25 protein-coding genes, 1 tRNA gene and 1 pseudogene are annotated in these 26974 nt (G+C 68.8%); 24 read left to right on the forward strand and 3 right to left on the reverse strand.

Going from position 1 to position 26974, the window contains the following annotated elements; all coding sequences use genetic code 11:
- Positions 1–3: 3 nt before the first annotated feature.
- The 10 genes from nirD (at position 4) to CMO28_RS01270 (ending at position 12719) form a co-directional block, all read left to right on the forward strand.
- On the forward strand, positions 4–411 hold the full coding sequence (nirD, locus tag CMO28_RS01225; RefSeq protein ID WP_296708399.1) for a nitrite reductase small subunit NirD: 408 nt from the start codon (positions 4–6) through the stop codon (positions 409–411).
- Positions 408–3116, forward strand: a complete 2709-nt coding sequence (locus CMO28_RS01230) for a molybdopterin-dependent oxidoreductase (protein WP_296708400.1) — start codon at positions 408–410, stop codon at positions 3114–3116. Before nirD ends, CMO28_RS01230 begins: the two co-directional genes overlap by 4 nt.
- Complete coding sequence (gene cobA, locus CMO28_RS01235; protein ID WP_296708403.1) at positions 3100–4479, forward strand: uroporphyrinogen-III C-methyltransferase; 1380 nt, start codon at positions 3100–3102, stop codon at positions 4477–4479. The genes CMO28_RS01230 and cobA overlap by 17 nt, the downstream gene beginning before the upstream one ends.
- A 20-nt stretch (positions 4480–4499) precedes the next feature.
- Positions 4500–5516, forward strand: a complete 1017-nt coding sequence (locus CMO28_RS01240; RefSeq protein WP_296708406.1) for a glycosyl transferase family protein — start codon at positions 4500–4502, stop codon at positions 5514–5516.
- On the forward strand, positions 5513–7033 hold the full coding sequence (locus tag CMO28_RS01245) for an ATP-binding protein (protein WP_296708409.1): 1521 nt from the start codon (positions 5513–5515) through the stop codon (positions 7031–7033). The genes CMO28_RS01240 and CMO28_RS01245 overlap by 4 nt, the downstream gene beginning before the upstream one ends.
- 176 nt (positions 7034–7209) lie before the next feature.
- Positions 7210–9576 (forward strand): xanthine dehydrogenase family protein molybdopterin-binding subunit, encoded by a 2367-nt coding sequence (locus CMO28_RS01250; RefSeq protein ID WP_296708411.1) that lies wholly within the window; start codon positions 7210–7212, stop codon positions 9574–9576.
- Positions 9577–9714: 138 nt separating this feature from the next.
- Entirely contained in the window at positions 9715–10323 is a 609-nt protein-coding gene (locus CMO28_RS01255) for a TetR/AcrR family transcriptional regulator (RefSeq protein ID WP_296708414.1), read from the forward strand.
- A 109-nt stretch (positions 10324–10432) separates the two neighbouring features.
- Complete coding sequence (locus tag CMO28_RS01260) at positions 10433–10738, forward strand: cupin domain-containing protein (protein WP_296708417.1); 306 nt, start codon at positions 10433–10435, stop codon at positions 10736–10738.
- A gap of 435 nt (positions 10739–11173) precedes the next feature.
- Positions 11174–12211, forward strand: a complete 1038-nt coding sequence (locus tag CMO28_RS01265) for an SDR family oxidoreductase (RefSeq protein WP_296708419.1) — start codon at positions 11174–11176, stop codon at positions 12209–12211.
- A gap of 310 nt (positions 12212–12521) precedes the next feature.
- Positions 12522–12719 carry a hypothetical protein gene (locus CMO28_RS01270; RefSeq protein ID WP_296708422.1) on the forward strand — a complete coding sequence of 66 codons (198 nt, stop codon included), beginning with the start codon at positions 12522–12524 and terminating at the stop codon, positions 12717–12719.
- Between the two features lie 68 nt (positions 12720–12787).
- On the opposite strand, the gene CMO28_RS01275 is transcribed toward CMO28_RS01270, so the two are convergent.
- On the reverse strand, positions 12788–13339 hold the full coding sequence (locus tag CMO28_RS01275; protein ID WP_296708425.1) for a hypothetical protein: 552 nt from the start codon (positions 13337–13339) through the stop codon (positions 12788–12790).
- Between the two features lie 253 nt (positions 13340–13592).
- Positions 13593–13664 (reverse strand) — tRNA-Thr (locus tag CMO28_RS01280).
- Between the two features lie 158 nt (positions 13665–13822).
- Here CMO28_RS01280 and CMO28_RS01285 point away from each other — a divergent pair.
- From CMO28_RS01285 to dmeF, 10 genes and pseudogenes are all read left to right on the forward strand, one after another.
- On the forward strand, positions 13823–15028 hold the full coding sequence (locus CMO28_RS01285) for a tyrosine-type recombinase/integrase (RefSeq protein ID WP_296708427.1): 1206 nt from the start codon (positions 13823–13825) through the stop codon (positions 15026–15028).
- Positions 15025–16188, forward strand: a complete 1164-nt coding sequence (locus CMO28_RS01290) for a PDDEXK nuclease domain-containing protein (RefSeq protein ID WP_296708430.1) — start codon at positions 15025–15027, stop codon at positions 16186–16188. The genes CMO28_RS01285 and CMO28_RS01290 overlap by 4 nt, the downstream gene beginning before the upstream one ends.
- A 325-nt stretch (positions 16189–16513) precedes the next feature.
- Positions 16514–17020 carry a RadC family protein gene (gene radC, locus CMO28_RS01295; protein WP_017677010.1) on the forward strand — a complete coding sequence of 169 codons (507 nt, stop codon included), beginning with the start codon at positions 16514–16516 and terminating at the stop codon, positions 17018–17020.
- A gap of 281 nt (positions 17021–17301) precedes the next feature.
- Positions 17302–17652 (forward strand): DUF2958 domain-containing protein, encoded by a 351-nt coding sequence (locus tag CMO28_RS01300; RefSeq protein ID WP_017677011.1) that lies wholly within the window; start codon positions 17302–17304, stop codon positions 17650–17652.
- A 65-nt stretch (positions 17653–17717) separates the two neighbouring features.
- On the forward strand, positions 17718–17996 hold the full coding sequence (locus CMO28_RS01305; protein WP_017677012.1) for a hypothetical protein: 279 nt from the start codon (positions 17718–17720) through the stop codon (positions 17994–17996).
- 704 nt (positions 17997–18700) lie between these two features.
- Positions 18701–19525 (forward strand): DUF932 domain-containing protein, encoded by an 825-nt coding sequence (locus tag CMO28_RS01310; protein ID WP_017677013.1) that lies wholly within the window; start codon positions 18701–18703, stop codon positions 19523–19525.
- Between the two features lie 78 nt (positions 19526–19603).
- Positions 19604–21652: a ParB/RepB/Spo0J family partition protein gene (locus CMO28_RS01315; protein ID WP_017677014.1), complete on the forward strand. Its 2049-nt coding sequence runs from the start codon at positions 19604–19606 to the stop codon at positions 21650–21652.
- 62 nt (positions 21653–21714) lie between these two features.
- Positions 21715–21924: pseudogene (locus tag CMO28_RS01320) on the forward strand (hypothetical protein).
- Between the two features lie 215 nt (positions 21925–22139).
- Positions 22140–22412: a metal/formaldehyde-sensitive transcriptional repressor gene (locus CMO28_RS01325; protein WP_017677016.1), complete on the forward strand. Its 273-nt coding sequence runs from the start codon at positions 22140–22142 to the stop codon at positions 22410–22412.
- A 45-nt stretch (positions 22413–22457) separates the two neighbouring features.
- Positions 22458–23414 carry a CDF family Co(II)/Ni(II) efflux transporter DmeF gene (gene dmeF / locus CMO28_RS01330; RefSeq protein ID WP_026088573.1) on the forward strand — a complete coding sequence of 319 codons (957 nt, stop codon included), beginning with the start codon at positions 22458–22460 and terminating at the stop codon, positions 23412–23414.
- A gap of 329 nt (positions 23415–23743) precedes the next feature.
- On the opposite strand, the gene CMO28_RS01335 is transcribed toward dmeF, so the two are convergent.
- Positions 23744–24049 (reverse strand): helix-turn-helix domain-containing protein, encoded by a 306-nt coding sequence (locus CMO28_RS01335; protein WP_026088574.1) that lies wholly within the window; start codon positions 24047–24049, stop codon positions 23744–23746.
- Between the two features lie 240 nt (positions 24050–24289).
- Between CMO28_RS01335 and CMO28_RS01340 the strand changes: the two genes are divergently transcribed.
- From CMO28_RS01340 to CMO28_RS01355, 4 genes are all read left to right on the forward strand, one after another.
- The gene (locus CMO28_RS01340) at positions 24290–24640 is read left to right on the forward strand and encodes a DUF2958 domain-containing protein (protein ID WP_017677019.1); all 351 of its coding nucleotides are present in this window, start codon (positions 24290–24292) and stop codon (positions 24638–24640) included.
- A 309-nt stretch (positions 24641–24949) separates the two neighbouring features.
- On the forward strand, positions 24950–25720 hold the full coding sequence (locus tag CMO28_RS01345) for a DUF2285 domain-containing protein (protein WP_017677020.1): 771 nt from the start codon (positions 24950–24952) through the stop codon (positions 25718–25720).
- A gap of 83 nt (positions 25721–25803) precedes the next feature.
- A complete protein-coding gene (locus CMO28_RS01350) occupies positions 25804–26085 on the forward strand; it encodes a helix-turn-helix transcriptional regulator (protein ID WP_003107109.1) in 282 nt (93 codons plus the stop codon).
- 26 nt (positions 26086–26111) lie between these two features.
- Positions 26112–26969 (forward strand): replication initiator protein A, encoded by an 858-nt coding sequence (locus CMO28_RS01355; RefSeq protein ID WP_017677021.1) that lies wholly within the window; start codon positions 26112–26114, stop codon positions 26967–26969.
- Positions 26970–26974 lie beyond the last annotated feature (5 nt).

Below are 26974 nucleotides of genomic sequence, written 5' to 3' on the forward strand. Positions count from 1 at the left end.
CCCATGACCAGCCTTGCCGATATGACCGCGGTCCTCGCCGACAGCGCCGACTGGATCGATTGCGGCACGCTCGACGACCTGCCGCTGCGCGGTGCCCGGGTGATCCGCCACCAGGGCGGCAGCATCGCACTGTTCCGGCCGGCAGAGGGGCCCCCCGCCGCCATCGCCAATGCCTGTCCGCATAAGGGCGGGCCGCTCGCGGACGGGCTGGTCCATGGCCGCGCGGTCAGCTGCCCCCTGCATGGCCGGGTCTTCAGCCTGGATGACGGCCGGGCGGCAGCACCCGACCGCGACTGCGTCGCCCGCTATCCCGTAACCGTCACGGCAGAGGGCCGGGTGCTGGTGCGGCTGCGGCCGCTGAGCCCGGCGGCACCTGCCGGTGCCGGGCTGATCGCCGAGGCGGCGGAATGACCGCCCTGCCGCCACCGGCCGCCATCCGCACCACCTGCGCCTATTGCGGGGTCGGCTGCGGCGTGCTGGCGCGGCCGGACGGGGCGGGCGGGCTGCTGCCGGTGACCGGCGACCCGGCCCATCCCGCCAATCGCGGCCGGCTCTGCGGCAAGGGCGCCAGCCTCGCCGACACGCTGGGCGGTGCCGGGCGGCTGACCCGGGCGCGGATCGACGGCCGGCCGGTGCCGCTCGATACCGCCCTCGACCATGTGGCGGACGGCTTCCGTCGGGCGCGGGCCGAACGCGGCCCGGGCGGCATCGCCTTCTATCTGTCGGGCCAGATGCTGACCGAGGATTATTACGCCGCCAACAAGCTGGCCAAGGGCTTCCTGGGCAGCGCCAATGTCGACACCAATTCGCGGCTGTGCATGTCGTCGACGGTCGCAGGCCAGGTCCGCGGCTTCGGCGAGGATCTGGTGCCGGGAAGTTACGAGGATCTGGATGTCTGCGATCTGGCGGTGCTGGTCGGCTCCAACGCCGCCTGGTGCCATCCGGTGCTGTTCGGCCGGCTGATGGAGGCCCGCGCGGCCCGGGGCACGCGGCTGGTGGTCATCGATCCCCGCGCCACCGATACCAGCCGCGCCGCCGATCTGCATCTCGCCATCCGCCCCGGCGGCGATGCCGCCCTCTGGCAGTTCCTGCTGGTGGAGGCCGAGCGGCGCGGCCTGGCCGATCGCGCGGCCGAAGGCTTCCCCGCCGCGATCGAGGCCGCGCGCACCGACTGCCCGGACATCGCCGCCTGCGCGGCGCTGACCGATCTGGCCCCTGCCGATCTGGCCCGTCTTGCGGACATGGTGCTGACGACGCCGCGCTGCCTGACCCTGTTCAGCCAGGGCGTCAACCAGTCGAGCGCCGGCACCGATAAGGTCAACGCGATCCTCAACCTGGAGATCGCGCTCGGCCGTGTCGGCCGGCCGGGGGCCGGGCCGTTCTCGCTGACCGGCCAGCCCAATGCCATGGGCGGGCGCGAGGTCGGGGGGTTGGCCAATCAGCTGGCGGCGCATCTGGGTTTCTCCGACGCCGAACGCCGGCTGGTCGGCGAGTTCTGGCAGGCCGCCGACATGGCCACCGGCCCGGGGCTGAAGGCGGTGGAGCTGATCGATGCGCTGGAGGCGGGAAAGATCGGTGCGCTCTGGATCATCGGCACCAATCCCGCCGTCAGCCTGCCCGATGCCGGCCGCTTCCGCCAGGCACTGGCCCGCTGCCCGCTGGTGGTGGTATCGGATTGCGTGACCGGCACCGACACCCAGGCGCTGGCCCATGTGCTGTTGCCGGCGGCCGGCTGGTCGGAAAAGGACGGCACCGTCACCAATTCCGAGCGCCGGATCAGCCGGCAACGCGCGGTGCTGCCGCCGCCGGGCGATGCCCGGCCCGACTGGTGGCTGATCGCAGAGGTTGCCCGGCGGCTCGGCTTCGGCCATGCCTTCACCTGGCGCCACCCGGCGGAGATTTTCGATGAACACGCCCGGCTGTCGGGCGCCGCAGCGGCCGCCTTCGGCCGGCATTTCGACATCGCCGGCCTCGCCGGCCTCTCCCGCCAGCAATATGACGCGCTGGAGCCGGTGCAATGGCCGGTGCCGGCCGGCAGCCGGGACGGAACCGCGCGGGTGGTGCCGTCCCAACGCCTGATCGCCCTGCATCATCGCCCGCCCGTGGAACGTCCGATGCAGCCGGGCGAGCTTGTGCTCAACACCGGCCGGCTGCGCGACCAGTGGCACACCATGACCCGCACCGGCCGGGCCGCTCGCCTTGCCCGCCACGCCCCGGAACCCCTGCTGGCGGTGAACCCGGCGGACGCCCAGGCGGCGGGCCTCGGCGAGGGCGGCTTTGCGCGGATCACCGGCCGGCGCGGCACCGCACTTCTGCGGGTGACGATCGATCCGGGCCAGCGGCGGGGTGAGGTTTTCGCGCCGATGCACTGGTCCGACGCCTTCGCCGCCGAGGCCGCCATCGGCCACCTCGCCTCCCCCGCCACCGACCCGCTCTCGGGCCAGCCGGAGCTGAAGCATGCGGTCGTCCGCCTCGCCCCCTGGCGGCCGGGCTGGTCGGGGGTGATGGTCGATCGCGCGACCCGCGGGCCGCTGCGCCGCGGTGTGCGCCTGCCCGCCTATTGGGTCCGCCATGCGGTCGAGGCCGGCCGGGCGGTGATCCTGGCCGGGGATGACATGCCGGCCACGGCAGAGGGCTGGCGCCAGCTCGCCACCCGCCTCGCCCGCGGCTTCGGCGCCGCCATCGATGCGGGGCCGGCGATCGAGCTGATCGATGCCGCCCGCGGCCGGCTGCGGCTCGCCTGGACCGGCACCGACGGCCGGATCATGGCGGTGATCGCGCTTGCACGGCAACCCCACGCCCTGCCCCACACCACCGCACTCGCCCGTCTGCTCGACCCCGCAACCGATCGCGGCGCCGCAGCCCCCGCCGGCCTGCGCCTGGCGCTGCTGGCCGATCACGATCCCGATGGCGGAGATGCCCGGCGTGACCCCGCGATCTGCGCCTGCGCGGGCGTGGGCCGAAGCGCCATCCTCGCCGCGGCCGGCACCGGCCCGCTCGACCGGCGCCTGGCCCAGGTGACAGAGGCCACCGGCGCCGGCGGCGGCTGCGGTTCCTGCCGCCATCAGATCAGGTCCATCCTCAGCGAGGCCACGCCCCATGTCGAACCAGTCTGACACCGCTGACGGCCTGCCCCTCGCCCTCCGTCTCGCCGGCCGGCGGGTGGTGGCCTTCGGCGCCAGACCGGGGGCTGCGGCCAAGCTCGCGCTGCTCGACGATACCGGGGCCGAGATCGCGATCCATGACGATGCGCCCGCCTGCGCGGAACTTGCAGGCCGCGTGATCCTGCCGCTCCATCCCCTGCCCGATCTTGCCGGCACCCGGCTGGTGGTGATCGCGCCTGAGATCGACGATGCGACCGCTGCCCTGATCGCCGAGGCCGCGGCCGCAGCCGGCGCCCTGGTTCACGCGGTCGACCGGCCGGCCCTGTCCGACGTAACCCTGCCCGCCCTGGTGCGGCGCGGGCCGCTGCAGATCGCGATCCACACCGGCGGCAGGTTTCCGGCGCTGGCCTCCGTCCTGCGCCAGCGGCTGGAAGCGCTTCTGCCGGCCGGCCTTGGTGCCGCCGTCACCGCGGCCGGCAACCGGCGCGCCGAGATCGCCCGGCGTCTGACCGACCAGGCCGCGCGGCGCCGCTTCTGGCGCGATCTGGCCGCCCGGCTGCTGGACCATCCCGAGATCCCGATCGATGACCTGCCGGCCGACGCCATCCCGGTCCAGGCGGGCCGGGTGGATCTGGTCGGCGCCGGCCCCGGCGGCCCCGGTCTGCTCACCCGCGATGCGGCCCGCGCGATCGAGGCGGCGGACGTCGTGCTCTACGATGCCCTGATCGATCCCGCGATCCTGGAACTGGCGCGGCGCGAGGCGCGGCGGATCCCGGTCGGCAAGCGCTGCGGCGCCCATGCCATGCGCCAGGCGACGATATCGGCGCTGATGGTGCGACTGGCCGGAGAGGGGCTGCATGTGGTGCGGCTGAAGGGCGGTGATCCGGCGATCTTCGGCCGGCTCGACGAAGAACTGGGGGCGCTCGACGCGGCCGGCATCCCGGCCCGGATCATTCCGGGCGTGACCGCCGCAGCCGCGGCCGCCGCCCATCTTTGCCGGCCGCTGACCCTGCGGGGGGCCGCACGCTCGGTCTCGCTGGTGGCGGGCCATGATCTGGCGGGCGGCCTGCCCGGGGCGATCGACCGGCTTGCCGCTGCCGACGGCACGCTCGCGATCTATATGGGCCGCGACCGGGCGTCGGCGATCGTGGCGGCGCTGATCGCCGCCGGGCGCGACCCGGCAGAACCCGCCGCCGCGGTCGAATGGGCCGGGCGCCCGCAGGCCCGATCCGTCAGCGTGCCGCTCGCCATGCTGCCCGATGCGTTGGTAGGGCTCGACGCCGACGGCCCGGTGACGATACTGGTGGGAGAGGCGATCGCCGTTTCCGCAACCGCTGCCCGCCCGGCCGCTGCGGAAGGGCGCGACGCCGCCTGACCTTCCGCAGCGGAATGCCGATGACCGACACCACATCCGACGCCGTCGCCACCCTCGCCCAGGCCCTCGGCATCATCGGCCGCGGCCCCGGCCGGTCGCGACCGCTGACCCGCAGCGAGGCACGCGATGCCTTCGCGGCCCTGCTTGCGGGCACGGCACTCGATGTCCAGGCAGGCGCCTTCCTGCTGCTGATGCGTTATCGCGGCGAAACGGCCGAGGAACTGGCCGGGCTGGTCGATGCCGCCAGAATACATATTGCCCGCACCACCGTCGGCACGGCACCGGGTGGCAGGCTCCGGCCGGCGCTCGACTGGCCGAGCTATGCCGCAGGCCGCACCCGTGGCCTGCCCTGGTATCTGCTCGCCGCCCGGCTGCTGGGCGAGGCCGGCGTGCCGGTGCTGATGCATGGCGACAACGATCTTCAGACCGGCGGTGTCGGTGCGCTGCAGGGGCTTTCGGCCCTGGGGCTGTCCCCGGCGGCGGATCTGTCCGAGGCCGCCGACCGGCTGGGGCGCGAGGGTTTCGTCTATCTGCCGCTGGCCGGGCTTTCGCCCGATCTCAAGCGGCTGCTCGACCTCCGCAGCGTGCTGGGGCTGCGCTCGCCGGTGAACACGCTGGTCCGCCATCTGAACCCGCTGGATGCGCCCGCGACCCTGATCGGGGTCTTTCATCCCAACTATCTCGACAGCCATGCCGAGGCCTCGCTGCTGCTGGATGCCGGGCGCTGGCTTGGTGTGGTCAAGGGGGCGGGTGGCGAGGGGGAGCGCCGGCCGCATAAGCCGGTCGATCTGCGCCTGGTCGAACAGGGCACCTCGAAGGTCGAGCACTGGCCGGCCCTGCTGACGGCGGCACCGGCCGACAGCCCCGACGACCCCGCCCGCCTCGCCGCCCTCTGGCGGGGCGAGGCCGAGGATGCCGAAGGCGAGGCGACGGTGATCGGCACGGCGGCCGTGGCGCTGCGCATCGCCGGCCGTGCCTCGACGCCATGGGCGGCCGACGCCCTTGCCCGCAGCCTTTGGAGCCACCGGCGGCGATGAGGATCGACGGCGGCGACCCGACACGGATGGCCTGGCGCTACCGGCTGGCCCTGGGGCTGGTCGCAGCGCTTGCGATCGGCTCCTTCCTGGTGCTGACCCAGGTGATCAGCCGTGAACGGGCCACCGCCGGCATCATCAATGTCAGCGGCCAGCAACGCTTCCTGTCGCAGCGCGGCGCCCTGTTCGTCGGCCGGCTGACCTATCCGGTTCCGGCCCAGGATCAGCAGGATGCCCGCCAGCATCTGGCCGAGGTGATCGCCCAGATGCGCAGCAATCACGAGGCGCTGCTGAAGGGCGGGTCGGGCACGGGCGAGGCGATCGGCCTCTCGCCCGCGATGGCGCGGCTGTTCCACGACGAGCCCTCGGCGATCGACCGGCGGGTGCGGGAATATCTGGCGGCGATGGAGGCGGTGCTCACCGACCCGCGCGCGCCGATCCCGCGCGATGCGCCGGCCGTGGCGCTGGTGCTGCGCGAAGGGCCGGGCCCCCTGCTCGACGTGCTCGACCATGCCGTCGCCCGCTTCCAGGCCGAAGGCGAGGCCGCCGTCGACCGGCTGCACGACCTGCATATCGCCCTGCTGATCGCCACCCTGCTGACCCTGGCGCTGGAAGCCCTGCTGATCTTCCAGCCGATGGCCACGGCGGCCCGGCGCCGTATCCGCGAGCTTGAGAACGCCTCCCTGGCGCTCAAGGCCGCGGCCGAGCGGCTGGAGGGAGAGGTCGCCGCCCGCACCGTGGAGCTGCAAAAGGCCAAAGAGCACGCCGAACGGGCCAATGTCGCCAAGGCCCGCTTCCTCGCCACCGCCGGCCACGACCTGCTGCAGCCGATCGAATCGCTGCGCCTGCTCGCCGGATCGATCACCCGCCGCAATCGCGATCCGGCCCTCGCTTCGCCGCTCGACGACATGCGCAAGGCGCTCTCGGGCATGCGCGGCCTGCTCGGCAATCTGCTCGACCCCGCCCGGCTCGATACCGGATCGGTCACGCCGCAGCTTCAGGACGTCGATCCGGTGGTGCTGGTCGACGATCTGGCCCGGGAATTCGAGCCGGTGGCAGAAGACAAGGGGCTGGGCTTCGGCGTCGGGATTTCCCTGCCGGAAGGCCTGCGGATCCGCACCGATCCGGTGATCACCGGCCGGATCCTGCGCAATTTTCTGTCGAACGCGGTGCGCTACACTGCCGCCGGGTCGGTGACCCTCTCCGCCACGCCCGCAGAACTCGACGGCCGGCCGGCGGTGCGCTTTACCGTCGCCGATACCGGCCCCGGCATCGACCCGGCCGATCAGGAGCGGATCTTCGCCGAATTCACCCAGATCGATGATGCCCGCCGGGACCGATCGGCCGGCGTCGGCCTCGGCCTCTCCATCGCGCGGCGCATGGCCCAGATCCTGGAACACGACCTCAGCCTCGACAGCCGCCCCGGCGAAGGCGCGCGTTTTGCTCTCACCGTGTCGCTCGCGCCTGCTGCCAGACGGCCTCTCAGGTCATCAGAAAAGCCGATACCCGCAGACGATTAATTCTATTTTACACCCGGCCCCCGCTGGGTGAGCCTGAACCGAGGCACACGCCCGCATACCTGGACATGGCTTGAGAACACGGCATCCGAAGACCGCTCACGCGCGGTTTCCGGCAGGGGGGAGCCTGCGCCGCGACCGGCCGCCGGGAGGGGATCACAAGGGAGGGCCGGAAGCTCATGGGCCAGATCGGTCGACCGCTTCGCCGGAAGGAAGATGCACGTTTTCTGACCGGCACCGGCCGGTATGTTGCCGATGCGGCGGCGGAGCTCGGGGCCGCGCATATGCGCATCCTGCGCTCGCCCCATGGTGCGGCACTGATCCGGGGGATCGACACCAGCACTGCCCGCGCCCTGCCCGGCGTGCTCGACGTGATCACCGGCGCCGATCTTGAAAAGATGGGTATCGGCGGCCTGCCCTGCGCCTGGCCGGTCACCAGCCGTGACGGCACGCCGATGATCCACCCGCCCCATCCCGTGCTGGCGGTGGACCGGGTGCTGCATGTCGGCGACCCGCTGGCGGCGGTGGTGGCCGAAACCGAGGCCCAGGCCGATGCCGCGGTGGAGGCGATCGAGGTCGAGTACGAGCCCCTGCCCTGCCAGACCGATCTCGCCACCGCCCTCGCGCCCGGCGCCGCCAGGGTCCGGGCGGAACTGCCCCACAACCGCTGTTTCGACTGGGATCTGGGTGACGAGGCGGCAGTCGATTCAGCCCTTGCCGCCAGCCCGCGGGTGGTGACGCTGGACCTGATCCAGAACCGGGTGAATGCCAGCCCGATGGAAACCCGCGGCACGCTCGGCGTCTATGACCGCGGCCATGGCGACTATACGCTCTGGACCTCCAGCCAGAATCCGCATTCGATCCGGGTGACGCTCTCGGCCGCAACGCTCAAGGTGCCCGAGGAGAAGCTCAGGGTGATCTCGCCCGATGTCGGCGGTGGCTTCGGCATGAAGATCTATCACTATTCGGAAGAGGTGCTGGTGCTGGTGGCGGCAAAACGCACCGGCCGGCCGGTGCGCTGGATCGCAAGCCGGCTGGAGGCCTTCCAGGCCGACACCTATGCCCGCGACCATGTGACGACGGTATCGCTCGGCCTGGACGAGGACGGCCGGTTCCGGGCGATGAAGGTGCACACGCTGGCCAATATGGGCGCCTATCTCTCCACCTTCGCGCCCTCGATCCCGACCTTCTTCTATGCCAACCCCTTCCCCGGCCCCTATGCCCTGCGCGACGTCTATGTCCATGTCGAGGGCGTGTTCACCAACACCACGCCCGTCGATGCCTATCGCGGCGCCGGCCGGCCCGAGGCGACCTATGTGATGGAGCGGATCGTCGAAACGGCCGCGCGGGAGCTGGGCATGGATCCGTTCGAGATCCGGCGGATGAACGCCATCCCGCCCGAGGCCATCCCCTACCGCACGCCGTTTCTGTGGACCTATGATTCGGGTGATCTGCCGGCGCTGATGGATCTGGCCCGTCAGGCCGCCGATCCGGATGGCTACGACGCCCGTCGGGCGGCGTCGGCCGCGAAGGGCCTGCGCCGCGGCATGGGTGTCGCCTTCTACATGGAGGCCTGCGGCATGGGACCGTCGAAGCTGCTGATCGAGGCCGGGCTCGGCGGTGGGCAGTTCGAAGTGGCGACCGTCCGGGTCGGGCCCACCGGCGGCATCATGGTGCTGACCGGCAGCCATTCCCACGGCCAGGGCCACGAGACCGCCTTCGCCCAGATCGTGGCGGACAAAACCGGCATCGACCCCGCCCTGATCGAGATCGTCCATGGCGACACCGCGAAGGTGCCCTATGGCGTCGGCACCTATGGTTCGCGCTCGCTGTCGGTCGGCGGCTCGGCGCTGGCGGTGACCACCGACAAGGTGGTGGCCAAGATGACCCGCATCGCCGCCCATATGCTGGGCACCACGCCCGAAGAGGTCACGCTGGCCGACGGCATCTTCCGGATGCGCACGACCAATCGCAGCCTGACCTTCGCCGAGGTCGCCGGCCGCGCCTATGCCCCGGTCGACTATCCGTCGGGGATGGAGCCCGGCATCGACGAAACCACCTATTACGACCCGGAAGCCTTCACCTTCCCCTATGGCTGCCACATCGTCGAGGTCGAAATCGACCCCGAGACCGGCACCACCAGGGTCGACCGCTATCTGGCGGTGGATGATTTCGGCCGGATCGTGAACCCGCTGATCGTCGAAGGCCAGATCCATGGCGGCGCCGCACAGGCGATCGGCCAGGCCTGCATGGAAATCTGCCGCTACGACCCCGAGAGCGGCCAGCTGCTGACCGGATCGTTCATGGATTACGCCATGCCACGGGCGACCGACGTGCCGCCGGTGGAGCTGGTCGCCATGGAAACCCTCTGCACCACCAATCCCTTGGGTGCCAAGGGCTGCGGCGAGGCCTCGGCCATCGCCGGGCCGGCGGCGGTGATCAATGCGATCGCAGACGCCCTCCACGACCTGGGCGTGCGCCATATAGACATGCCCGCCACGCCCGAGCGGGTCTGGCGGGCGATGCGGATGACGAAACCCGTCTGACGGGCTGCATACCGAAAAATGTGACCCATTTTGCATCGTCACCCCCTTTTCATGTCCACCTCTGGTCACCGATAAAAACCGGCGTATCTTCTGGGGAAGCCTGCCGCGTCGCAGGCATCGTCATGAAGGAGGCGCCTTATGCCGGAACCCGCCCAGCGATCATCCGCTGCCACACGCCAACGCATCCTGCAGGCTGCGATGATCCGCTTCGCCCGGCATCCTTATGAAGACGCCAGGCTGCGCGACATCGCAGCCGATGCCGAGATCGACGTCGCCATGGTCCACCGCGCCTTCGGATCCAAGGAGCAGCTGTTCGTCGAGGTGGTGCGCGCCGCCTTTCAGGCCCGCACCAGCATCGAGGAACAGACCGACCCGCCGGAGCAGGCCTTCGCCCGCGAGATTTTCGACCCGCTGCTCGACCGGACGTTCGGACGTGTCGACCCGATGGATATCGTCGTCCAGTCGCTGTCCAGCGCCCAGGCGGCGCCGATCCTGCGCGACTTTATTCTGGAAGACGTGATCGGCCCGATCGCGGCGCGCACCGCGGATGTGCAGCGCGACGCAGGCAGGCCGGCGCTGACATCGGAAGCGATCGAAGAACGCGCCGCCCTTGCTGCCGCCTGCATGACCGGCATCGTGCTGTTCCGCCAGGTGCTGAAGATCGATCTGGTGGGCGATGACCGGCGCGAGCGGCTGGAACCGCTGATCCGCGCCGTGTTGAGTGCGGCACTTCATCCGGAGACGTGATCGGCAGATGCGGCGGGATGGCGCGCCGTCGTATGCTGGCCGGATCGGAAGACGCGCCCGGCCGGCGGAAGAGACCCGGACGGGCGACAGACAGGGAGTGCCAGCCACCATGACCGACGCCACCACCCCCGCCCGCCCCCAGGCCGTGCCCACCCTTCAGGTCGATGACGACCGGGTGCGGGTGACGCTGTGGAGCTTCGCCCCCGGCGCCGAGACGGGATCGCATCGCCACGATCTGGACTATGTGGTCGTGCCGCTGGCCAATGGCCGGCTGCGCATCGAAGGCCCGGACGGCGCCGCCCGCACGGTGGAACGGTCTTTCGGCGCGTCCTATACCGGCACGGCCGGCACCGATCACAATGTGATCAATGACGGCGACGAACCCTTCGCCTTCGTCGAAATCGAGCTGCGCTGACCCAACGGCCACCGGGCTCAGTCGCCGAGACCGAGCCCGGCCCGGATCTCTGCAGGCGCTGCGGGCCGGCCGCCCGCCGCCTCGACCATCTGCACCATGCGTGCGACCAGACCGGCATTACCCGTCGTGGTACCGAAGAGGCGTTCTTGAGCCCGATTCGTACATGGCCGCCACTGCATGCGGCACCAGATCCGTCAGATCCACGCCCGGCCCGGCGATCATCCAGGAGGCAGCCGGGGCAGCCCCAAGCAGGGCCAGATGCACCTCAAGCCCATAGCGGCGGGGTGCCTCCCCAAGCGAAGGCATCGGAGACTATGAATCGGTAGAGCGGCAGCGGCCGACCGTCGGTCCCACCGGAACCCGGCCGTACCGAGGCGGGTTGTGGCCGAAGCGGGTTGTGCTGGCCCGTCCTTCCGGAACCAGACGGAGTTGATCATGCGCGAGACCACGACACGGCATCCGCAGGCAGGCGACCGGGACCAGACGGCCCCGGTGGTGGTGATCACCGGCGGATCATCGGGGATCGGGCGCTGCACCGCGCTGCTGTTCGCCCGCCGCGGCTGGCGGGTGGGGTTGATCGCCCGCAGCGCCGACGGCCTTGCCGATGCGCGCGACGACATCCTGCGCGAGGGCGGCGAGGCGGTGGCCGCCGTGGCCGATGTTTCCGACGCCCGCGGCCTGGATGCCGCCGCCTCGGCGATTGAGGATCGCTATGGCCGGATCGACGCCTGGATCAACAATGCCGGGGTCGGGTTCTACGCGCCCTTCGAAGACGTGGCGGAAGAGGAATTCCGGCGGGTGACCGAGGTAGACTATATGGGGGTGGTCAACGGCACCCGCACCGCCCTCGCCCGCATGCGCCCCCGCAACCAGGGGGTGATCGTCAATATCGGCTCCGTGGTCGCCCTGCGCCCGATGCCGCTGCTCGCGCCCTATGCCGCCGCCAAATCGGCCGTCGCCGCCTTCACCCAGGCGGTGCGGACCGAGCTGATCCACGACCGCAGCCGGATCCATCTGGCGCTGGTGCATCCGCCCGCCACCGACACCCCCTTCTTCGCCCATGCCGGGGCCCGCCTGGCCGAGGGCGTCCCCCGCCCGACACCGCCGGTCTACCCGCCCGAGACGGTGGCAGAGGCGATCTGGGAGGCGGTCACCCGGCGCAGGCGGACCGCCTGGGTCGGCCGCGCCACCCGCGGGCTCGGCCTTGTGAACCGGCTGATGCCGGGGCTGGCCGACCGGCTGACCGGGCGGTTCGGCCGGGCGGCGCAGGTGACCCGCAACCGGCGGGCCGTCGACCGCCGCGATCCGGCGGTGTTCGGCCCCAGTCGGCACAGCCACGGCGTTCATGGCGGCTGGGCGGAGAGCGCCGGCACCGGACGCCAGATGCGCATGGCGGCGCTGGCCGCGGGCGGGCTGGTTCTGGGCCTCTGGCTGGCGGGGCGCCACCGGCGCAGCCGCCCGGCCCGCGCGTGACGGGGGAGGAGGATCCGATGTCAGCCCCCTGTCTCGACACCCCCCTGCTCGGTGCAATCGCCGGGGTCATGGCCACCGTGGCGATGACCGCCGCCATGCGCCGCATGCGACCGCTGTTGCCTGAAGAGGACCGCTACCCCCTGCCCCCGCGTGAGATCGTCGACAGAACCACAGACCGCACCGAGGACGAGCAGGCCCGGCGCCGCCAGACCCTGCTCGCCCATTTCGCCTTCGGCGCCGCCTCGGGCGCGGTCTTCGCCCTGCTGCGCCCGCGGGGGGGCTGGCGGCAGGGGCCGGCTATGGCGTCGCCGTGTGGGCGGCCAGCTATCTGGGCTGGATCCCGGCCGCCCGGATCCTGAAACCGGCCACCCGCCATCCCTGGCGCCGCAACCTGCTGATGATTGCGGCACATCTGGTCTGGGGCGCGAGCCTCGCCAAAGGGCTGGAGGATCTGGACCGGGCAGAAGGCGAGCTGTTCGAGGGTGCCCCCCGGCCTCATCCCGATTAACCGCGCCAGGGCTTCAACCGCGCCAGGGCCTCAACCGCGTCTGGCCCACAACCGCGCCGGGCCCGCGATCAGGCCCGCGTAGCGAGCCGGATCATCTCATCCAGGTCGCTGCCGTCACCGAAACCGAGGGCGTCGCCCGGGGCACCGGTCCCCGGTACGGCATCAGCACCGGCAACCTGCGGCGGCGTCGGCGCGCCCGCTGCTGCCGGCGCCTGCGGTGCAGCGCCGGCCTCGGCGGACGCCGTGTCACCCACGCCCTCGGTCGTCTGATCCTTGACGGCCGCGTCGATCCGCTCCCGGATCTTGGTTTCGATCTTCGCCCGATCCTCGGGCGACATCGCCGCCAGGTCTTCCTCGGTCAGGCCCTCATCGGCCAGGAACATCTGGCGATAGCGTTCGGCAGGGGTCATGGACATGAAATCCATGAAGGCCTGCTCCGCCGCCGACCAGCCGTTATCGTCGTCGGAGGCGGTCACCTCCCCGGACGACGCACCTGCACTCTCGGGTGTCTCCGCAGCCTCGTCGGCCGCGGCCAGTTCCGGCTCGTCCGACTGGCCGATCATCTGAGCATTGAACAGCGTCTGGCTGGTGGCATTCGCCCCGCCCGCGGCCGGCGCCATCAATCCCGCAGAAGATGCCCGCCCGGCAGATTGTGCCGGGGGCGTCGCCGGGGCGGCAGATCCTGCCGTGGGTGCGGCAGATCCTGCCGCCTGCCCGGTCTGTCGCGCGAGCAGTTCCGCGCTGCCTATCTGCCTGTAAAGCTGGGCGGACAACCCGCCCGCACCCCGCGCCTGCACATCCATGATGTCACGTCCCCGATATTCTGAAACCGGTCGGGGCGGGATGTCGCAATTTGCATGCCGTCAGGAAGAGTGGTGCGGACGGCGGGACTTGAACCCGCACTCCTTCACGGAAGCGGATTTTAAGCCAGAGCATGGCATCCGCACCGGGCTAACGCTGGACTTGGATGTGGCTTGCTGTAGCAGGTTTTCCGCCAGACCAATGCCTTCGATCATATCCCGGTGCGCGATGCAAACCGCCCCGGTTCTCCTCCGCCTGGCTCCTAGCCGGCCCCTGGAATCGGGGCCTTTCAGGAGCACCTCATGGCAAAGATCAAACTCACCAAGTCCGTCGTTGACACGGCGCAGGCGCAAACCTGCGACGTGGAACTCCGGGATACGCTCGTTCCGGGCTTCTTGTGCAAGGTTACACCAACCGGCCGCAAGGTATTCATGGTCCAGTACCGCACGAACTCCGGCGTGCGGCGCAAGCCGGCAATCGGCCAGTTCGGCGAGCTGACGGTCGAACAGGCCCGATCGCTGGCGCAAGACTGGCTGGCCGAAGTCCGGCGCGGGGGCGATCCCGGACTCGACAAGGCCGAAGCCCGCAAGGCGCCAACGGTCAAGGAGCTGTGCGGCCGGTTCATGGACGACCACTCCAAGCCGCACAACAAGCCCAGCACGCAGGCCGGCTACCAGTACCAGATTGACAGCTTCGTCATCCCGGCCTTTGGCAGCAAGAAGGTTCATGAAGTCACGCGCAACGACATCACCGCGCTGATGAAGCGCATGGAGAAGTCGCCCACCCAGGCCAACCGCGTGCTGTCGCTCGTCCGAAAGATGTTCAACCTGGCCGAACTGTGGGGCTACCGGCCCGATGGCTCCAATCCCTGCCGCCATGTGCCCAAGTACCCGGAAAAGGGTTCGACCCGGCTCATTACCGACGACCAGATGACCAAGCTGTTCGCCTATCTGGAGAAGGCCGAGGCCGAGGGCTTGGAGCATCCCATCCACCTGCTGGCCGTCCGGCTGCAATTCGAGTTCGCGGCGCGCATGTCGGAAATCCTGCTGTTGCAATGGGATTGGCTCGACCTGCCCAACGGCCGGGTGGTCTGGCCGGACAGCAAGACCGGCGATATGTCCAAGCCCCTGAGCGCCGAGGCTCGCCGCCTTTTGGAGAGTGCTCCCCACTATGGCGATTCGCCCTACGTTTGCCCCGCGATCCTCGATCACAAGAAGCCGCTAAGCCCCCACTCCTACTATCAGGCGTGGCGGCGCATCCTTGACCGTGCCGGTGTGCCAAAGGTGGGCACCCACGGCATCCGCCACCGCTCGGCGACGGACATTGCCAATTCGGGCGTGCCGCTCAAGGTCGGCATGGCGCTGACAGCGCACAAGACCGTGGCGATGTTCATGCGCTATGTCCACACCGAGGACGATCCTGTGCGCCAGGCGGCCGAGCTGGTGGCGACCCGGCGCCAGACCATCACGAAGGCGCGGCAACGCCCGCCCCACGAGGCCACGGCATGAGCGCCCGGACGCCGAAAGCAGTAAAAGGCGCTGCCGTGCCTGCCGGCTACGCCGGCATCCACGGCGGCATCGTGGAACTGCTCGATGCCGCCCGCCAGGCGGCGGCGCGCAGCGTCAATGCGCTGATGACGGCCAGCTATTGGGAGATTGGCCGCCGCATCGTGGAGGCCGAGCAACAGGGCAAGCGGCGCGCAGGGTACGGCGAACAGTTGATTGCCCGGCTGTCCGCCGACCTGACCGCGCGCTTCGGGCGCGGGTTCAGCCCGGACAACCTGGAGAACATGCGGCGGGTCTTCGCCGCCTATCCCCGGCCGGTGATTTCCGAGGCGCTGTCTCGGAAATCGGGGGACGGGCTGCCCGCCGAGAAATCCGAGACAGTGTCTCGGAAATTGGCCCTGGGCGAGCTGGCGCAGGTGTTCACGCTGCCGTGGTCGGCCTACGTGCGGCTGCTGTCGGTCAAGGACGAGCACGCCCGCCGGTTCTACGAGGCCGAGGCGCTGCGCGGTGGCTGGAGCGTGCGCCAGCTTGACCGGCAGATCGGCAGCCAGTTCTACGAGCGCACCGCCTTGTCGAAGGACAAGGCGGCGATGCTGGTCAAGGGCGCGGCGCCGAAGCCGGAGGATGCCGTCAGGCCGGATGATGCGATCAAAGACCCGTATGTGCTGGAGTTCCTGAATCTCAAGGACGAGTATTCGGAATCCGATCTGGAAGCAGCCCTGATCCAGCGGCTGGAGGATTTTCTGCTGGAGCTGGGCGAAGGCTTCACCTTCGTCGGGCGGCAGCGGCGCTTGCGCATCGACCAGACGTGGTATCGGGTGGATCTGCTGTTCTTCCACCGGCGGCTGCGCTGCCTGGTCATCATCGACTTGAAGCTGGGCAGCCTGACCCATGCGGACGTGGGCCAGATGCACATGTATTGCAACTACGCCAAGGAGCATTGGGCCTATCCCGATGAGAACCCGCCTGTGGGTTTGATCCTCTGCGCCGACAAGGGCCACGCGCTGGCGCGGTATGCCTTGGAGGGCTTGCCAACGAAGGTGATGGCGGCGAACTACCGCACCGTGCTGCCGGATGCCGAGCTGTTGCAGAAGGAGCTGGAAACCACGCGGCGCCTGCTGGAGTCGCGTGTGGCGAAGCAGCCCAGGAAGCTCCCGCAATAGCTGGGCGTCCCGGCGTGCCGCCGTCGGGTTCGCGGGCTGCGCCCCGCGCTTCGTGCCGAATCGCGGCCATTCGGCTTTGACCCCTGACGCCTCCGGCCCTCTCGGGCCTGCGCGCTCCGCTTGCCCCAAAAGCCGACTGTGTGCAGTGGGCGGATATGGGCGGTCTTGCTGTTCCCTTCACCGTATCACGGCGTTCTCGCCGTCAAGGGCGGCGCGCGCCATGCGCGCTTGCGTCCTGGCGGCCGTCTGCGACCCCTGACTGCTTGCGCTGCGCCGTGCTGGCGCCGGTTCCGGGCAATTCCGCCCGAGCAACCGGAGCACGATTATGTCGCAACTGACCCTCTCTCTCGATACCCCGCTGATGGTGCGCGATGGCCGTGGGCGCTATCGGCCGGCAGACGCCGACCAGATTCTGGAAGCCGCGCGCCAGGTCATCGAACAGAAGATGCAGCGTGGTGCCGAGTTCACTTCGCCGGTGGTGGTCAAGGACTACCTGCGCGCCAAGCTGGCCGGCTTCGAGCACGAAGTATTCGCGGTGTTGTTCCTCGACACGCGCCATCGGCTGATCGACTACGTGGAGATGTTCCACGGCACGATCGACGCCGCCGAGGTGCATCCGCGCGAGGTGGTCAAGCTGGCGCTGCGGCTCAATGCGGCGGCGGTCATCGTTTCGCACAACCATCCGAGCGGGAACCCCGAGCCGAGCGCGGCCGACAAGGCGATGACCGCGCAGCTTCGGCAGGCGCTCGCGCTGGTGGACGTTCGCACGCTGGATCACATCATCGTCGCCGGGAGCCGTACCACGTCATTCGCCGAACGCGGCCTGCTTTGATCCTTGGGGGCTTCGGCCCCCTTTTTGCTGCGCCCGGCAGCGCAACTCCGGCCCTCGCGGGCCTGCGCGTGCTGCGCACTTGCTGGAAACCGGGGTGCGTGGAGGTGTGAGGGAGGCGGTCTTGCTGTTCCCTTCATCGTGCCACGGCGTTCTCGCCGTCAAGGGCTGCGCGCCGATGGCGCTTGCGTCCTGGCGGCCGTCGTTGACCCCTGACTGCTTGCGCTGCGCCGTGCCCCGGAAGGGTCGGGCAATTCCGCCCGGCATCCTTTCAGGAGTTCACCATGAACAACGCACTCATCACTGACGAGCAGCGCATCGTGCTGCTGGCCAACGGCCGCGAATCGCTGGAGAACCCGGACTTCGATCCGGCCCCCGTGGTCAAGCTGTTCACGCCGGACGCCGGCGCGACCTGGCTGCTGACCGAGATTGATCCCGATGACCACGACCACGCCTTTGGTCTTTGCGACCTGGGCCTGGGGGCGCCGGAAATCGGCTGGGTCAGCCTGGGCGAACTGGCGACGGTGCGGGGCGGGCTGGGCCTGCCGATTGAGCGCGACCTGTCTTTCCGCGCCGAGAAGCGGTTGAGCGCCTATGCGCGCGATGCGCGCTTGGCCGGGCGGATCGCTGTCTGACCTGGCCGTGGGAGCGCTGCAAGGCGCTCCTTGTGCTTTCTCGACTATCGAAGGAGATCAATGCCATGAGCAGCCATCACGACTACATCATCGAAATCACAGCACAGCACGATGCGCTCAAGCCGTTCGCGCCGGAGAACGGCCAGCCCTTGCGCTTCAAGATCGGCGACGCGGTGATCTACACCAACGAATACGGCGCACAGTTCCGGCGCCGCGTCACCGGGTTCTACCAGCCCACCGGGCTGTCGGGTCTGTACGCGCGCGGTGCGCGCTATCTGCTGGACTCGTCATCGCCGTGGATGCCGGTATCGGAATCCAGCCTGCGTCCTGACGACTCGGCGTGATGCCTTCGCGCCCTTCCGGGGCGCTGCGCGCTTCGCTTACCTCCAGGGGAAAGCCCTGCGGGCTATCCCCGCCGCGCGATGCTTGGCGCCCCTCAAAGACCGCCGAACCGGCTGCGCCGGATCGGCCAGGCCGCAGCAGTCGCTGTCGAACCTGTTTCCCCGTGACTGGCGCATGAGCTTGTGCATCGAGCATTGAATGCTGTGCGTCCCCGGCCAAGAAACATGGCCGGTCGCGCTGTCGTGCGCGTTGCGCATCGAGCCGCCTGCAGCGTCTCGCCCCTTCAGGCTTCCATCGTTCCCTCGCTCCGCTCGGCTGACGCCTCCGGCCCGGCTTCCAGCTTCGGGCCTGCGCGCTTCGCTTGCCGTGCGGTCGGCGTGTGGGATGGCCGTTGCCTTGTCCAGCCGTCTCCCCTGACTTCATCACCTTCACCGCGACTGTAGCCCGCGCCCGTGTGCCGTCAAGGCGCGCAGGGCCGTGTCCTCGCTTCGCTGCGGGCCGCACCAACCCTGCGCTTGCCTCCTTGACGGCACCCGTTCGCGCGCTCCTGACCGTCGCGGGCGATGAACTCAGGAAAGACGGTGGCAACAGGGCCAACCGGGTTCCTCGTGCCGACCGCACCAAACAGCCGAAAGGCTGGGCTCCGAATCTAGGAATCCGGTGTGCGGTGAACAGCAAACCTTTTTTCTTTGTCAGGAGAAATGCCATGCAACTCGCATCCCGCTTCGCTTCCCGTTCCCCGGTGCTGCGTTCGGAACGTCCCTTGTCCGACGACCAAATCCGGGCCGTGGCCCCGTCCATCTTCGCGGACGCCCCGCACGAAAGCCGCTCCGAGCGGTACAGCTACATCCCCACTGCCACGGTGTTGCAAGAACTGCGCGGGGAAGGCTTCGAGCCTTTCATGGTGACGCAGACCCGCGTGCGCCACGACGACCGCCGCGACTACACCAAGCACATGATCCGGCTGCGCCACGCCAGCCAGATCAACGGCCGCGAGGCCAACGAAATCATCCTGCTGAACTCCCATGACGGCACCAGCAGCTATCAGATGCTGGCCGGGATGTTCCGCTTCGTTTGCAGCAATGGCCTTGTCTGCGGCGACACCGTGGCCGACGTGCGCGTGCCGCACAAGGGCGACGTAGCCGGACACGTCATCGAAGGCGCTTACGAAGTCCTGCACGGCTTCGACCGGGCGCAGGAATCCCGCGATGCTATGCGCGCCATCACGCTCGACGCCGGGGAATCGGAAGTGTTCGCCCGCGCTGCGCTGGCGTTGAAGTACGACGAGGACAAGCCCGCGCCCATCACGGAATCGCAAATCCTGATGCCGCGCCGCCACGACGACGACCGCCGCGACCTGTGGAGCGTGTTCAACCGCACGCAGGAGAACTTGACCAAAGGCGGCCTGTCCGCCCGCGCCGCGAATGGCCGCCGCCAGACCACCCGGCCCGTACAGGGCATCGACCAAAGCGTGCGCCTCAATCGCGCCCTGTGGCTGCTGGCCGATGGCCTGCGCCAGTTGAAAGCCTGAATCCCCACGCGGCAGGGGCAGGCAGCAGCCCTTGCCGCTTCTCTCGCTGCTGCATCCCAACCGCAAGGAGTTATCACCATGAACGCCGTACCCAAAACCGAAACCGTCGCCATCGAAGCCGCCGCACCGCTGGAAGTGGCAGACCCGACCAAGAACCTGATCTTGGTTCCGCTGTCGCAACTGTTGCCGCGCCGCTCCAAGCGCAACGTCCGCACGACCCCGCGCCAGTCCATCCCCGAACTGGCCGCGAGCATTGCCCGCATCGGCCTGCTGCAAAACCTGATCGTCATCCTTGCCACCGATGGCGAGGCTTACGAAGTGGTGGCAGGCGACCGCCGCCTGACCTCCTTGAAGCTGCTGGCGAAGAAGAAGCGCATCCCCGCCGACTACGAAGTGCCGTGCCTGCTGGTGGCCGATGCGTCCGCGCGCACCGTCAGCCTCGCGGAGAACGTGCAGCGCGAGAACATGCACCCCGCCGACCAGTTCGCGGCCTTCGCCGCGCTGGTCAAGGAAGGCCGGCCCGTCGAAGACATTGCCGCCGACTTCGGCGTGTCCCCGCTGGTGGTGCAGCGCCGCTTGAAGCTGGCGAACGTCTCGCCGCGCCTGATGGCCGACTACCGGGCCGGTGGCGTGACGCTGGAACAGTTGATGGCCTTGACCATCACCGACGACCACGCCGCGCAGGAAGCCGCGTTCTATGGTGCGCCGGAATGGCAGCGCAGCCCGTCCAAGCTGCGCGAGCGCCTGACCGAGCGCGAAATCGACGCCACGCACGCGCTGGTGCGCTTCGTCGGGCTGGATACCTACCAGCAGGCAGGCGGTGGCATCCGCCGCGACCTGTTCGCAGAAGGCGATGCCGGAACCTACCTCACCGATACCGCAGTGCTGGAAACGCTGGTGCGCGACAAGCTGGCAACGCTGGCCGAGGACGTGCGCGCCGAGGGGTGGGCATGGGTGGAGGCCGTGCCGCATCTGGCCTACGAGGAACGGCAGGCGTTCCAGAACGCCCCGCGCCATCGTCGCGAGCCGACCACCCGCGAAGCCCGCCGCATCGCCTCGCTGGAAACCCGCCTCGAAAAGATCGACGCCGAACTGGAAGAAGCCTGCGACGCCGAGGACGAGGCCAAGGCCGAGAAGCTGGAACAGCGGCGCGATCAGGTGGTCGGGGAACTGCAAGACGCGGAGGATGCCTTGCAGGGCTATGCCCCCGAGGTGCGCGAGGTGGCCGGTGCCATCGTCACCATCGACCGCAACGGCGAGGCCGTCATGCATCGCGGCCTGCTGCGCGAAGCCGAGGCCAAGGCGCTGCGCACGCTGGAAAAGCTGCGGCGCGGTTTCGGCAGTGCCGAAGGCGAAGCCGCCAACGACGAGCACGAGGACGCCGACGACGCGCCCAAGGCCGCGAGCCTGTCCGACCGGCTGGCGCAGCGGTTGAGCGCCCACCGCACGGCGGCGCTGCAAATCGAAGTCGCACGGCATCCGCACGTCGCGCTGGCCGCGCTGGTGCATGGCATGGTGCAGACCGTCTTGCAGCCCGACGCCTACGGCGATGGCCTGCCGCTCGGCGTGCGCCTCACGACGCAAGACCGACTGGAAGGCATGGCCCCGGACTGGCCGGAATCGCCCGCCGCCGTGGCGCTGCGCGAACTGCAACAGGTGGCCGGTGAAGCCTTGCCGGAGGACAGCGCCGAACTGTTCGCCGTGCTGCTGGCGAAATCGCAAGACGAACTGGTGCGGCTGCTGGCCGTGTGCGTGGCTTCCACGGTGGACGTGGTGACGCCTCGCGCCACGGTGCAGCAACCCGGCGAGGAACTGGCGCAGGCCGTGGGCCTCGACATGGCCGCATGGTGGAAGCCGACCGCAGAAGGCTACTTCAAGCACATTTCCAAGGCCGTGATTCTGGATGCCGTGGCCGCGTTTGCACCGGAATCCGTCACCCGACTGGCGAAGCTCAAGAAGGCCGACATTGCCAGCGAAGCCGAACGGCTGGCCGATGGCACGGGCTGGATGCCCGCCATCTTCAAGGCCGAAGGCCCGGAAGCTGCGCCGGCGGAAACGCAGGCGCAGGACGCCCCGGAGGATGCCGAGGCCGTGGCGGATGAACCCGCCGAGGCGCTGGCCGCTTGACCCGCGCCGAAGGCAAGCGCCCCGGCCTCGACCGGGGCGCTTCGCCGGAAGGAGAAGCCCCCATGACCCACACCACCACCAGCCGCCCGCGCATGGCGGCAATCTACGCCCACGGCACGGTGCGCGCCCGCCGCTGGCACGGCGATGGCGACATGCGCGGCTAGCGCCCGCCCTCGGGCTGGACGGCCTGCGCCGACCTCACCGACATTCATCCCATCACGGGCCGCGCCTTGCCGCGTGCCGTGTGGTGGCTCATCGAGACGAAGGAATAACCGCGTTCAGCACCGCGCCCAGGCGGTTCCGTCCTGGGCGCGGTGAAACGCAAAATCCGGGCGCGGCAGTGGCCGCGCGCGGTGTCAGACGCCAACAGCCGATTCAGTGGGCCGTCCCGCTTTGGCGCTTGCGAGCGCCGCACGCCGACACTTGATGCAGACGGAACGCCCCGGCTCCGGTAATATAGTCCCCTAGACTATATTGAAATACCGCTATGGCCCATACCACCCGCCAGAAAGACAAGCTGATCGCCCGTGTCCGTCGCATCAAAGGACAGTTGGAAGGCATCGAACGCGCCTTGGAGTCCGAGGCCGCTTGCGTCGAGGTGTTGCGCCAGATCGCTTCCGTGCGTGGCGCAGTCAGCGGTTTGACGGCAGAGGTAATGGAAGACTACCTGCGCGAACACGTCCTAGCCGCTGCGACTGACAAGGAGCGCCATCAGGGCGGCGAGGAAATGATCGAGGTTATCCGCGCATACATGAAATAAGCCTGCCGCCTCCCGGCAGCCTCACACAACAACAGGAACTTGCGGATGACTACGACTAGCCCTCAAGCATCGGGCCACGATCATTTCTTCCTCGGCGGCGACCATCGACGTAATGAGCGCAAGGTGTGGCTGGTGATTGCGCTTACCGCCAGCATGATGCTGGTGGAGATCATTGCGGGCACCATCTATGGTTCGATGGCGCTGGTGGCCGACGGCTGGCATATGTCCACCCATGCCGGCGCAATGCTGATCGCCGCGTTGGCGTACCGCTTCGCGCGCCGCCATGCAGGCAATCCGCGCTTCACTTTCGGCACGGGCAAGCTCGGCGAGCTGGCCGGCTTCGCCAGCGCAGTGTTGCTGGCTTTGATCGCCTTGCTGATCGGCTGGGAGAGCCTGGTTCGCCTGACCCAGCCCATCCATATCGACTTCGCGCAGGCGTTTGCGGTGGCCATTGTGGGATTGATCGTCAATCTGGTCTGCGCCTGGCTGTTGAAGGACGACCATTCCCATCATGGTCATCACCACCATCATGACCACGATCATCACGACGATCACCATGAATCCGGCAAGGCCCGCGACAACAATCTGCGCGCGGCCTACCTGCATGTGATGGCCGATGCCCTGACATCCGTGCTGGCCATCGTCGCGCTAGTGCTGGGGAGCAGCTATGGCTGGACGTGGGCCGATCCCGTCATGGGTGTGGTCGGCGCGTTGGTCATTGCACGTTGGTCATGGGGACTAATCCGGGACACCGGCAGCGTGTTGCTCGATGCCGCAGCCGAGGGCGAGGAAGTCCGTGAGGAAATCCGAGAGGCGATCACGCCCACGGGCAGCGAGGTCACGGATCTTCATGTGTGGCAGGTCGGCCCCGGCCATTTCGCGGCGATCGTTTCGCTGATGGCCCAAGAACCCCGAGAACCTGCGTATTACAAGGCGCTGCTCGCTCATATTCATGAGTTGGCACACGTAACCGTCGAGGTCGAACGTAGGGCAGCCGCATGAACGAGTGTGTTGTGTTAAAGCGTTCGACAAGTCTTTCTGCATGATGCTCTGAATGGCTTGGGCGTGTCGGCGCGAAGCGCCGCCGGGCTTTCGGGCTGCGCCCCGTGCCGACTTCGCTGTCACGGCCATTCGGCTTCAATCCCTCACGCCTTCGCGCCTGCGGCGCTGCGCGCTTCGCTTGCCTCCAGGGGAAAGCCCTGCGGGCTATCCCCGCCGCGCGCAGCTTGGCGCCCCTCGATGCGGCCGAACCGGCTGCGCCGGATCGGCCCGGCCAGCGCCCCGCCCATAGCGGCGGGGCGCTGTGCTGCTGTTCGTAGCACACCACCACGTCACGCGCGCGGCTTTGCCGCATCGCGCTCCTTCAACACCGCCTCCAGCTCCCGGCGCACCTGCGCCAGCAGTTCGTCGGCCTTGCGCGGGCTGTCGCCCGCGTAGGCCAGCGTCAGCAGCGTGAGCGGGTGGATCTCCATCACCTCGCACAGCTCGGCCAGCTTATGCAGGGTGGGGCTTTTGAGGTCGCGTTCGAGGGTGCTCATATAGGTGCGGCTGGACACGTCAGAGAAGGCTTCCTGGCTCAAGCCACGCGCCTTTCTAACGGTCTTCAACGCCTTCGCCAATGAGTTCCCAGCCGCCACCTATGGTTTCCCTCGAAAAACCAAGATGACAGCCCATTGCGCCCTATAGGGCTACAATCTATAGTGTTCATTTGGTGTTATACGTTTTTGTGCCTTTACGGAAATCCGCCTCTGCGGCTTCTGGTGAAGCCACAGAGCCGCATCCGTGCTTGCGCACGAAGGCGTAAATCCGGTTTCGCGGTTCTGCGCTTCAGCGTGAAACCGCATTCGTGCATCATGGGATTTGTGGGATTGCCGACCATGCCCCAGCCACTCGCCACCGCCCCGGAGCGCGCGCAATTGCTCGCCAACGGCGAGGCCCGCGCTGCTGGCCGGGCCATCGACCCGGTGCCCGTGGTGCGGCTGTTCACGCCGGACGCGCATGTGACCTGGCTGCTGGCCGCGCTCGATCCCGCCGATGGTGACACCGCCTGGGGACTCATCGACCTGGGAATCGGGATGCCCGCGCAGGGCACCGTTAAGCTGTCCGAGCTGGCCGGCATCGTCGGGCCGCGCAAACAGCCCGTGATGCGCGACCTCTACTTTCAACCCACGCACACGCTGTCGGAATACACGCGCCTGGCCGAGCGCGACGGCGCCATCCCGGACTGAACACGGCCCACTGTGACTTTTTCAGTCTGGCGTCATACCGGACAGGTCTTAATCGGGATTCTTGCGGCGAAGCCGCACCAGTCTGATCCAAACAGACACGATGCACGGTGCGGGCTGCGGCAAGCTGGCCTGTACGGCGCCCCACATCGGGGCGCTGCCGTCGCAGCATTGAGACGAATATCGCAACGCATCGGAGCCAATCGGTCTTGACAGCCTCAACTATCTTCTTACCCCATGACGTTCTGATGATGGCGATGTAGTGCGTAGCCCTGCCGTGGCGGCCAGTCCTGTTTGCAGGGAGGTGGCGTCATGGCCGATCGCAGCGCCGAGCACTGGTATCCCACTGCCGCGTACCTGTACGTGCTGCATCTGGATGGCCTCGCGCTCGCTTGGGAGTACCTACGCCGGCATCCCGACTACCGGATCGACTGGCTGCGCCATCATCGCCGGCCCAAAGCCGCACAGCAGGCAGCGCAACGCTGGGGCCTGCGCCTGCTGGAAGACCCGGCACTGGATGCGCGCGAGGCGCATCCGACCTGGCTTCCTGGTTCCGATGCCGTGGTGCAGCTCTATCCCGATGCCGATCCGCCACCGGATGCCGCCGCGTTCGCGTTCTGGCGCATTCCCGGCCACAAGCAACTGACTCACGATGGCAAGGTTCTGGCGCTGATCGCGCGCAGTCCTGGCCGCTGTCTGCGCTTCGCACTGACGCCTGGCCTGGAGGACGGCATGGCCGTGGCCTATGCCCGCCGCGGCGGCGCTGCCGCGCCTGCGCGCGACCATGCGCCCAGCGCGGCCCTGGTCGCCATCAAGCCCCGGCCAACACTTGCTGCGCTGCTGGAACTGCACACCTTGCAGGCACTTGACGCGATCCTCGCGGGCGCTACGTCGCGCGAGTTGGCCGAAGGCTTGTTCGGCGTGGACGCCGCGGCCGATTGGTACAGCGATGGCGGCTTGCGCTCGAAAGTGCGCCGCCTGGTTCGGCGCGGCGATGCGTTGATGCGCGGCGGCTATCGCCAACTAGCACAGCTCCCACCGATTGAGAAGGGTCGTTTCGATGGGGACGCAAAACGACCCTGAGCGGGAGAGCTTGGTTTTCTGAGACTGCCTCCATCCGGTCGCGCTGTGTGGCCGGGCGTTTTCAACCGATGGAGGTTCACACCATGCGTCCCGCTCCTTTGCGGCCTGCCGCCACTGTCTCGACCGCTGCTGCGCAGCCCCAACGCTATCTGACCAACGATGAGGCCGCCGAGTACCTGCGCCTTTCGCCGCGCACGCTGGAAAAGCAGCGCGTGATCGGCGGTGGCCCGCGCTTTCGCAAGTTCGGCCGGCGCGTCATGTACGCCGTGGCCGACCTCGATGCCTGGGCCGCCGACCGCAGCTTCGAGACGACTTCCGATCCCGAGTACGCCGAGCACCACTCGGCCGACAGCCGTGCGCGCTGATCGGCGGCGCGCGGCAGGCCATCGCCATGTCCAGCACCGCGCTGCCGTCCCGGCAGCGGCCGATGCAGGAGCGCGAGCAGCTCGACCTGTTCCGCGCCTTGCCCGGCGACATGGCGCCGCGCGACAGCCAGGACTTGATGGCCTATCCGTTCTTTTCGCTCGGCAAGTCCAAGCGGGTCAAGCCCATCGACTTCCGTGCGGGCAACGTGACGATTCGTGTGGAAGGCACGCAGGAGCACGGCATCGCCACGATTTGGGATGCGGACGTGCTGATATGGGCGGCCTCGCAGATCGTGGAGGCGAAGGACGCGGGTTTGCGCCCGTCGCGGCTGATGCGCGCGACGCCCTACGAGATCCTGCGCTTCATCGGGCGCGGCAAGTCGCTGCGCGACTACCAGCGCCTCAAGGCCGCGCTCGACCGGCTGCAATCGACCACGGTGGCCACGTCCATCCGCGAGACGACCGGGCGGCGCCTGCACCGCTTCTCGTGGATCAACGAATGGAAGGAACTGGCCGATGCCAGCGGCACGCCGCTGGGCATCGAGCTGATCCTGCCGGACTGGTTCTATGCGGGCGTGCTCGACGCCGCCCTGGTGCTGACCATCGACCCGGCGTATTTCCGGCTCACGGGCGGCATCGAGCGATGGCTGTACCGCCTGGTGCGCAAGCACGGCGGCAAGCAGGCATACGGCTGGCAATTCGATTTCCGCTACCTGCACCAGAAGTCCGGCAGCACCGCCAAGCCCTACGACTTCGCCTGCGACCTGCGCGCGCTCGTCGCGCGGCAGTCGCTGCCCGGCTACGTCCTGGGCATCGAGCGGATGCCGGACAACGGCATGGAGCTGTTGACGTTCCGACCCGTGCCGCAGACGGCACGGGGATAACTTCG

It is taken from the genome of Tistrella sp. (assembly GCF_002684955.1).
GTDB classification, from domain to species: domain Bacteria; phylum Pseudomonadota; class Alphaproteobacteria; order Tistrellales; family Tistrellaceae; genus Tistrella; species Tistrella mobilis.

Excerpts from the sequence above, each read along its gene's own strand:
- nirD (WP_296708399.1), top strand. The coding sequence starts at position 4 with ATGACCAGCCTTGCCGATATGACCGCGGTCCTCGCCGACAGCGCCGAC.
- CMO28_RS01230 (WP_296708400.1), top strand. The coding sequence starts at position 408 with ATGACCGCCCTGCCGCCACCGGCCGCCATCCGCACCACCTGCGCCTAT.
- cobA (WP_296708403.1), top strand. The coding sequence starts at position 3,100 with ATGTCGAACCAGTCTGACACCGCTGACGGCCTGCCCCTCGCCCTCCGT.
- CMO28_RS01240 (WP_296708406.1), top strand. The coding sequence starts at position 4,500 with ATGACCGACACCACATCCGACGCCGTCGCCACCCTCGCCCAGGCCCTC.
- CMO28_RS01245 (WP_296708409.1), top strand. The coding sequence starts at position 5,513 with ATGAGGATCGACGGCGGCGACCCGACACGGATGGCCTGGCGCTACCGG.
- CMO28_RS01250 (WP_296708411.1), top strand. The coding sequence starts at position 7,210 with ATGGGCCAGATCGGTCGACCGCTTCGCCGGAAGGAAGATGCACGTTTT.
- CMO28_RS01255 (WP_296708414.1), top strand. The coding sequence starts at position 9,715 with ATGCCGGAACCCGCCCAGCGATCATCCGCTGCCACACGCCAACGCATC.
- CMO28_RS01260 (WP_296708417.1), top strand. The coding sequence starts at position 10,433 with ATGACCGACGCCACCACCCCCGCCCGCCCCCAGGCCGTGCCCACCCTT.
- CMO28_RS01265 (WP_296708419.1), top strand. The coding sequence starts at position 11,174 with ATGCGCGAGACCACGACACGGCATCCGCAGGCAGGCGACCGGGACCAG.
- CMO28_RS01275 (WP_296708425.1), bottom strand. The coding sequence starts at position 13,339 with ATGGCGCCGGCCGCGGGCGGGGCGAATGCCACCAGCCAGACGCTGTTC.
- CMO28_RS01285 (WP_296708427.1), top strand. The coding sequence starts at position 13,823 with ATGGCAAAGATCAAACTCACCAAGTCCGTCGTTGACACGGCGCAGGCG.
- CMO28_RS01290 (WP_296708430.1), top strand. The coding sequence starts at position 15,025 with ATGAGCGCCCGGACGCCGAAAGCAGTAAAAGGCGCTGCCGTGCCTGCC.
- radC (WP_017677010.1), top strand. The coding sequence starts at position 16,514 with ATGTCGCAACTGACCCTCTCTCTCGATACCCCGCTGATGGTGCGCGAT.
- CMO28_RS01300 (WP_017677011.1), top strand. The coding sequence starts at position 17,302 with ATGAACAACGCACTCATCACTGACGAGCAGCGCATCGTGCTGCTGGCC.
- CMO28_RS01305 (WP_017677012.1), top strand. The coding sequence starts at position 17,718 with ATGAGCAGCCATCACGACTACATCATCGAAATCACAGCACAGCACGAT.
- CMO28_RS01310 (WP_017677013.1), top strand. The coding sequence starts at position 18,701 with ATGCAACTCGCATCCCGCTTCGCTTCCCGTTCCCCGGTGCTGCGTTCG.
- CMO28_RS01315 (WP_017677014.1), top strand. The coding sequence starts at position 19,604 with ATGAACGCCGTACCCAAAACCGAAACCGTCGCCATCGAAGCCGCCGCA.
- CMO28_RS01325 (WP_017677016.1), top strand. The coding sequence starts at position 22,140 with ATGGCCCATACCACCCGCCAGAAAGACAAGCTGATCGCCCGTGTCCGT.
- dmeF (WP_026088573.1), top strand. The coding sequence starts at position 22,458 with ATGACTACGACTAGCCCTCAAGCATCGGGCCACGATCATTTCTTCCTC.
- CMO28_RS01340 (WP_017677019.1), top strand. The coding sequence starts at position 24,290 with ATGCCCCAGCCACTCGCCACCGCCCCGGAGCGCGCGCAATTGCTCGCC.
- CMO28_RS01345 (WP_017677020.1), top strand. The coding sequence starts at position 24,950 with ATGGCCGATCGCAGCGCCGAGCACTGGTATCCCACTGCCGCGTACCTG.
- CMO28_RS01350 (WP_003107109.1), top strand. The coding sequence starts at position 25,804 with ATGCGTCCCGCTCCTTTGCGGCCTGCCGCCACTGTCTCGACCGCTGCT.
- CMO28_RS01355 (WP_017677021.1), top strand. The coding sequence starts at position 26,112 with ATGTCCAGCACCGCGCTGCCGTCCCGGCAGCGGCCGATGCAGGAGCGC.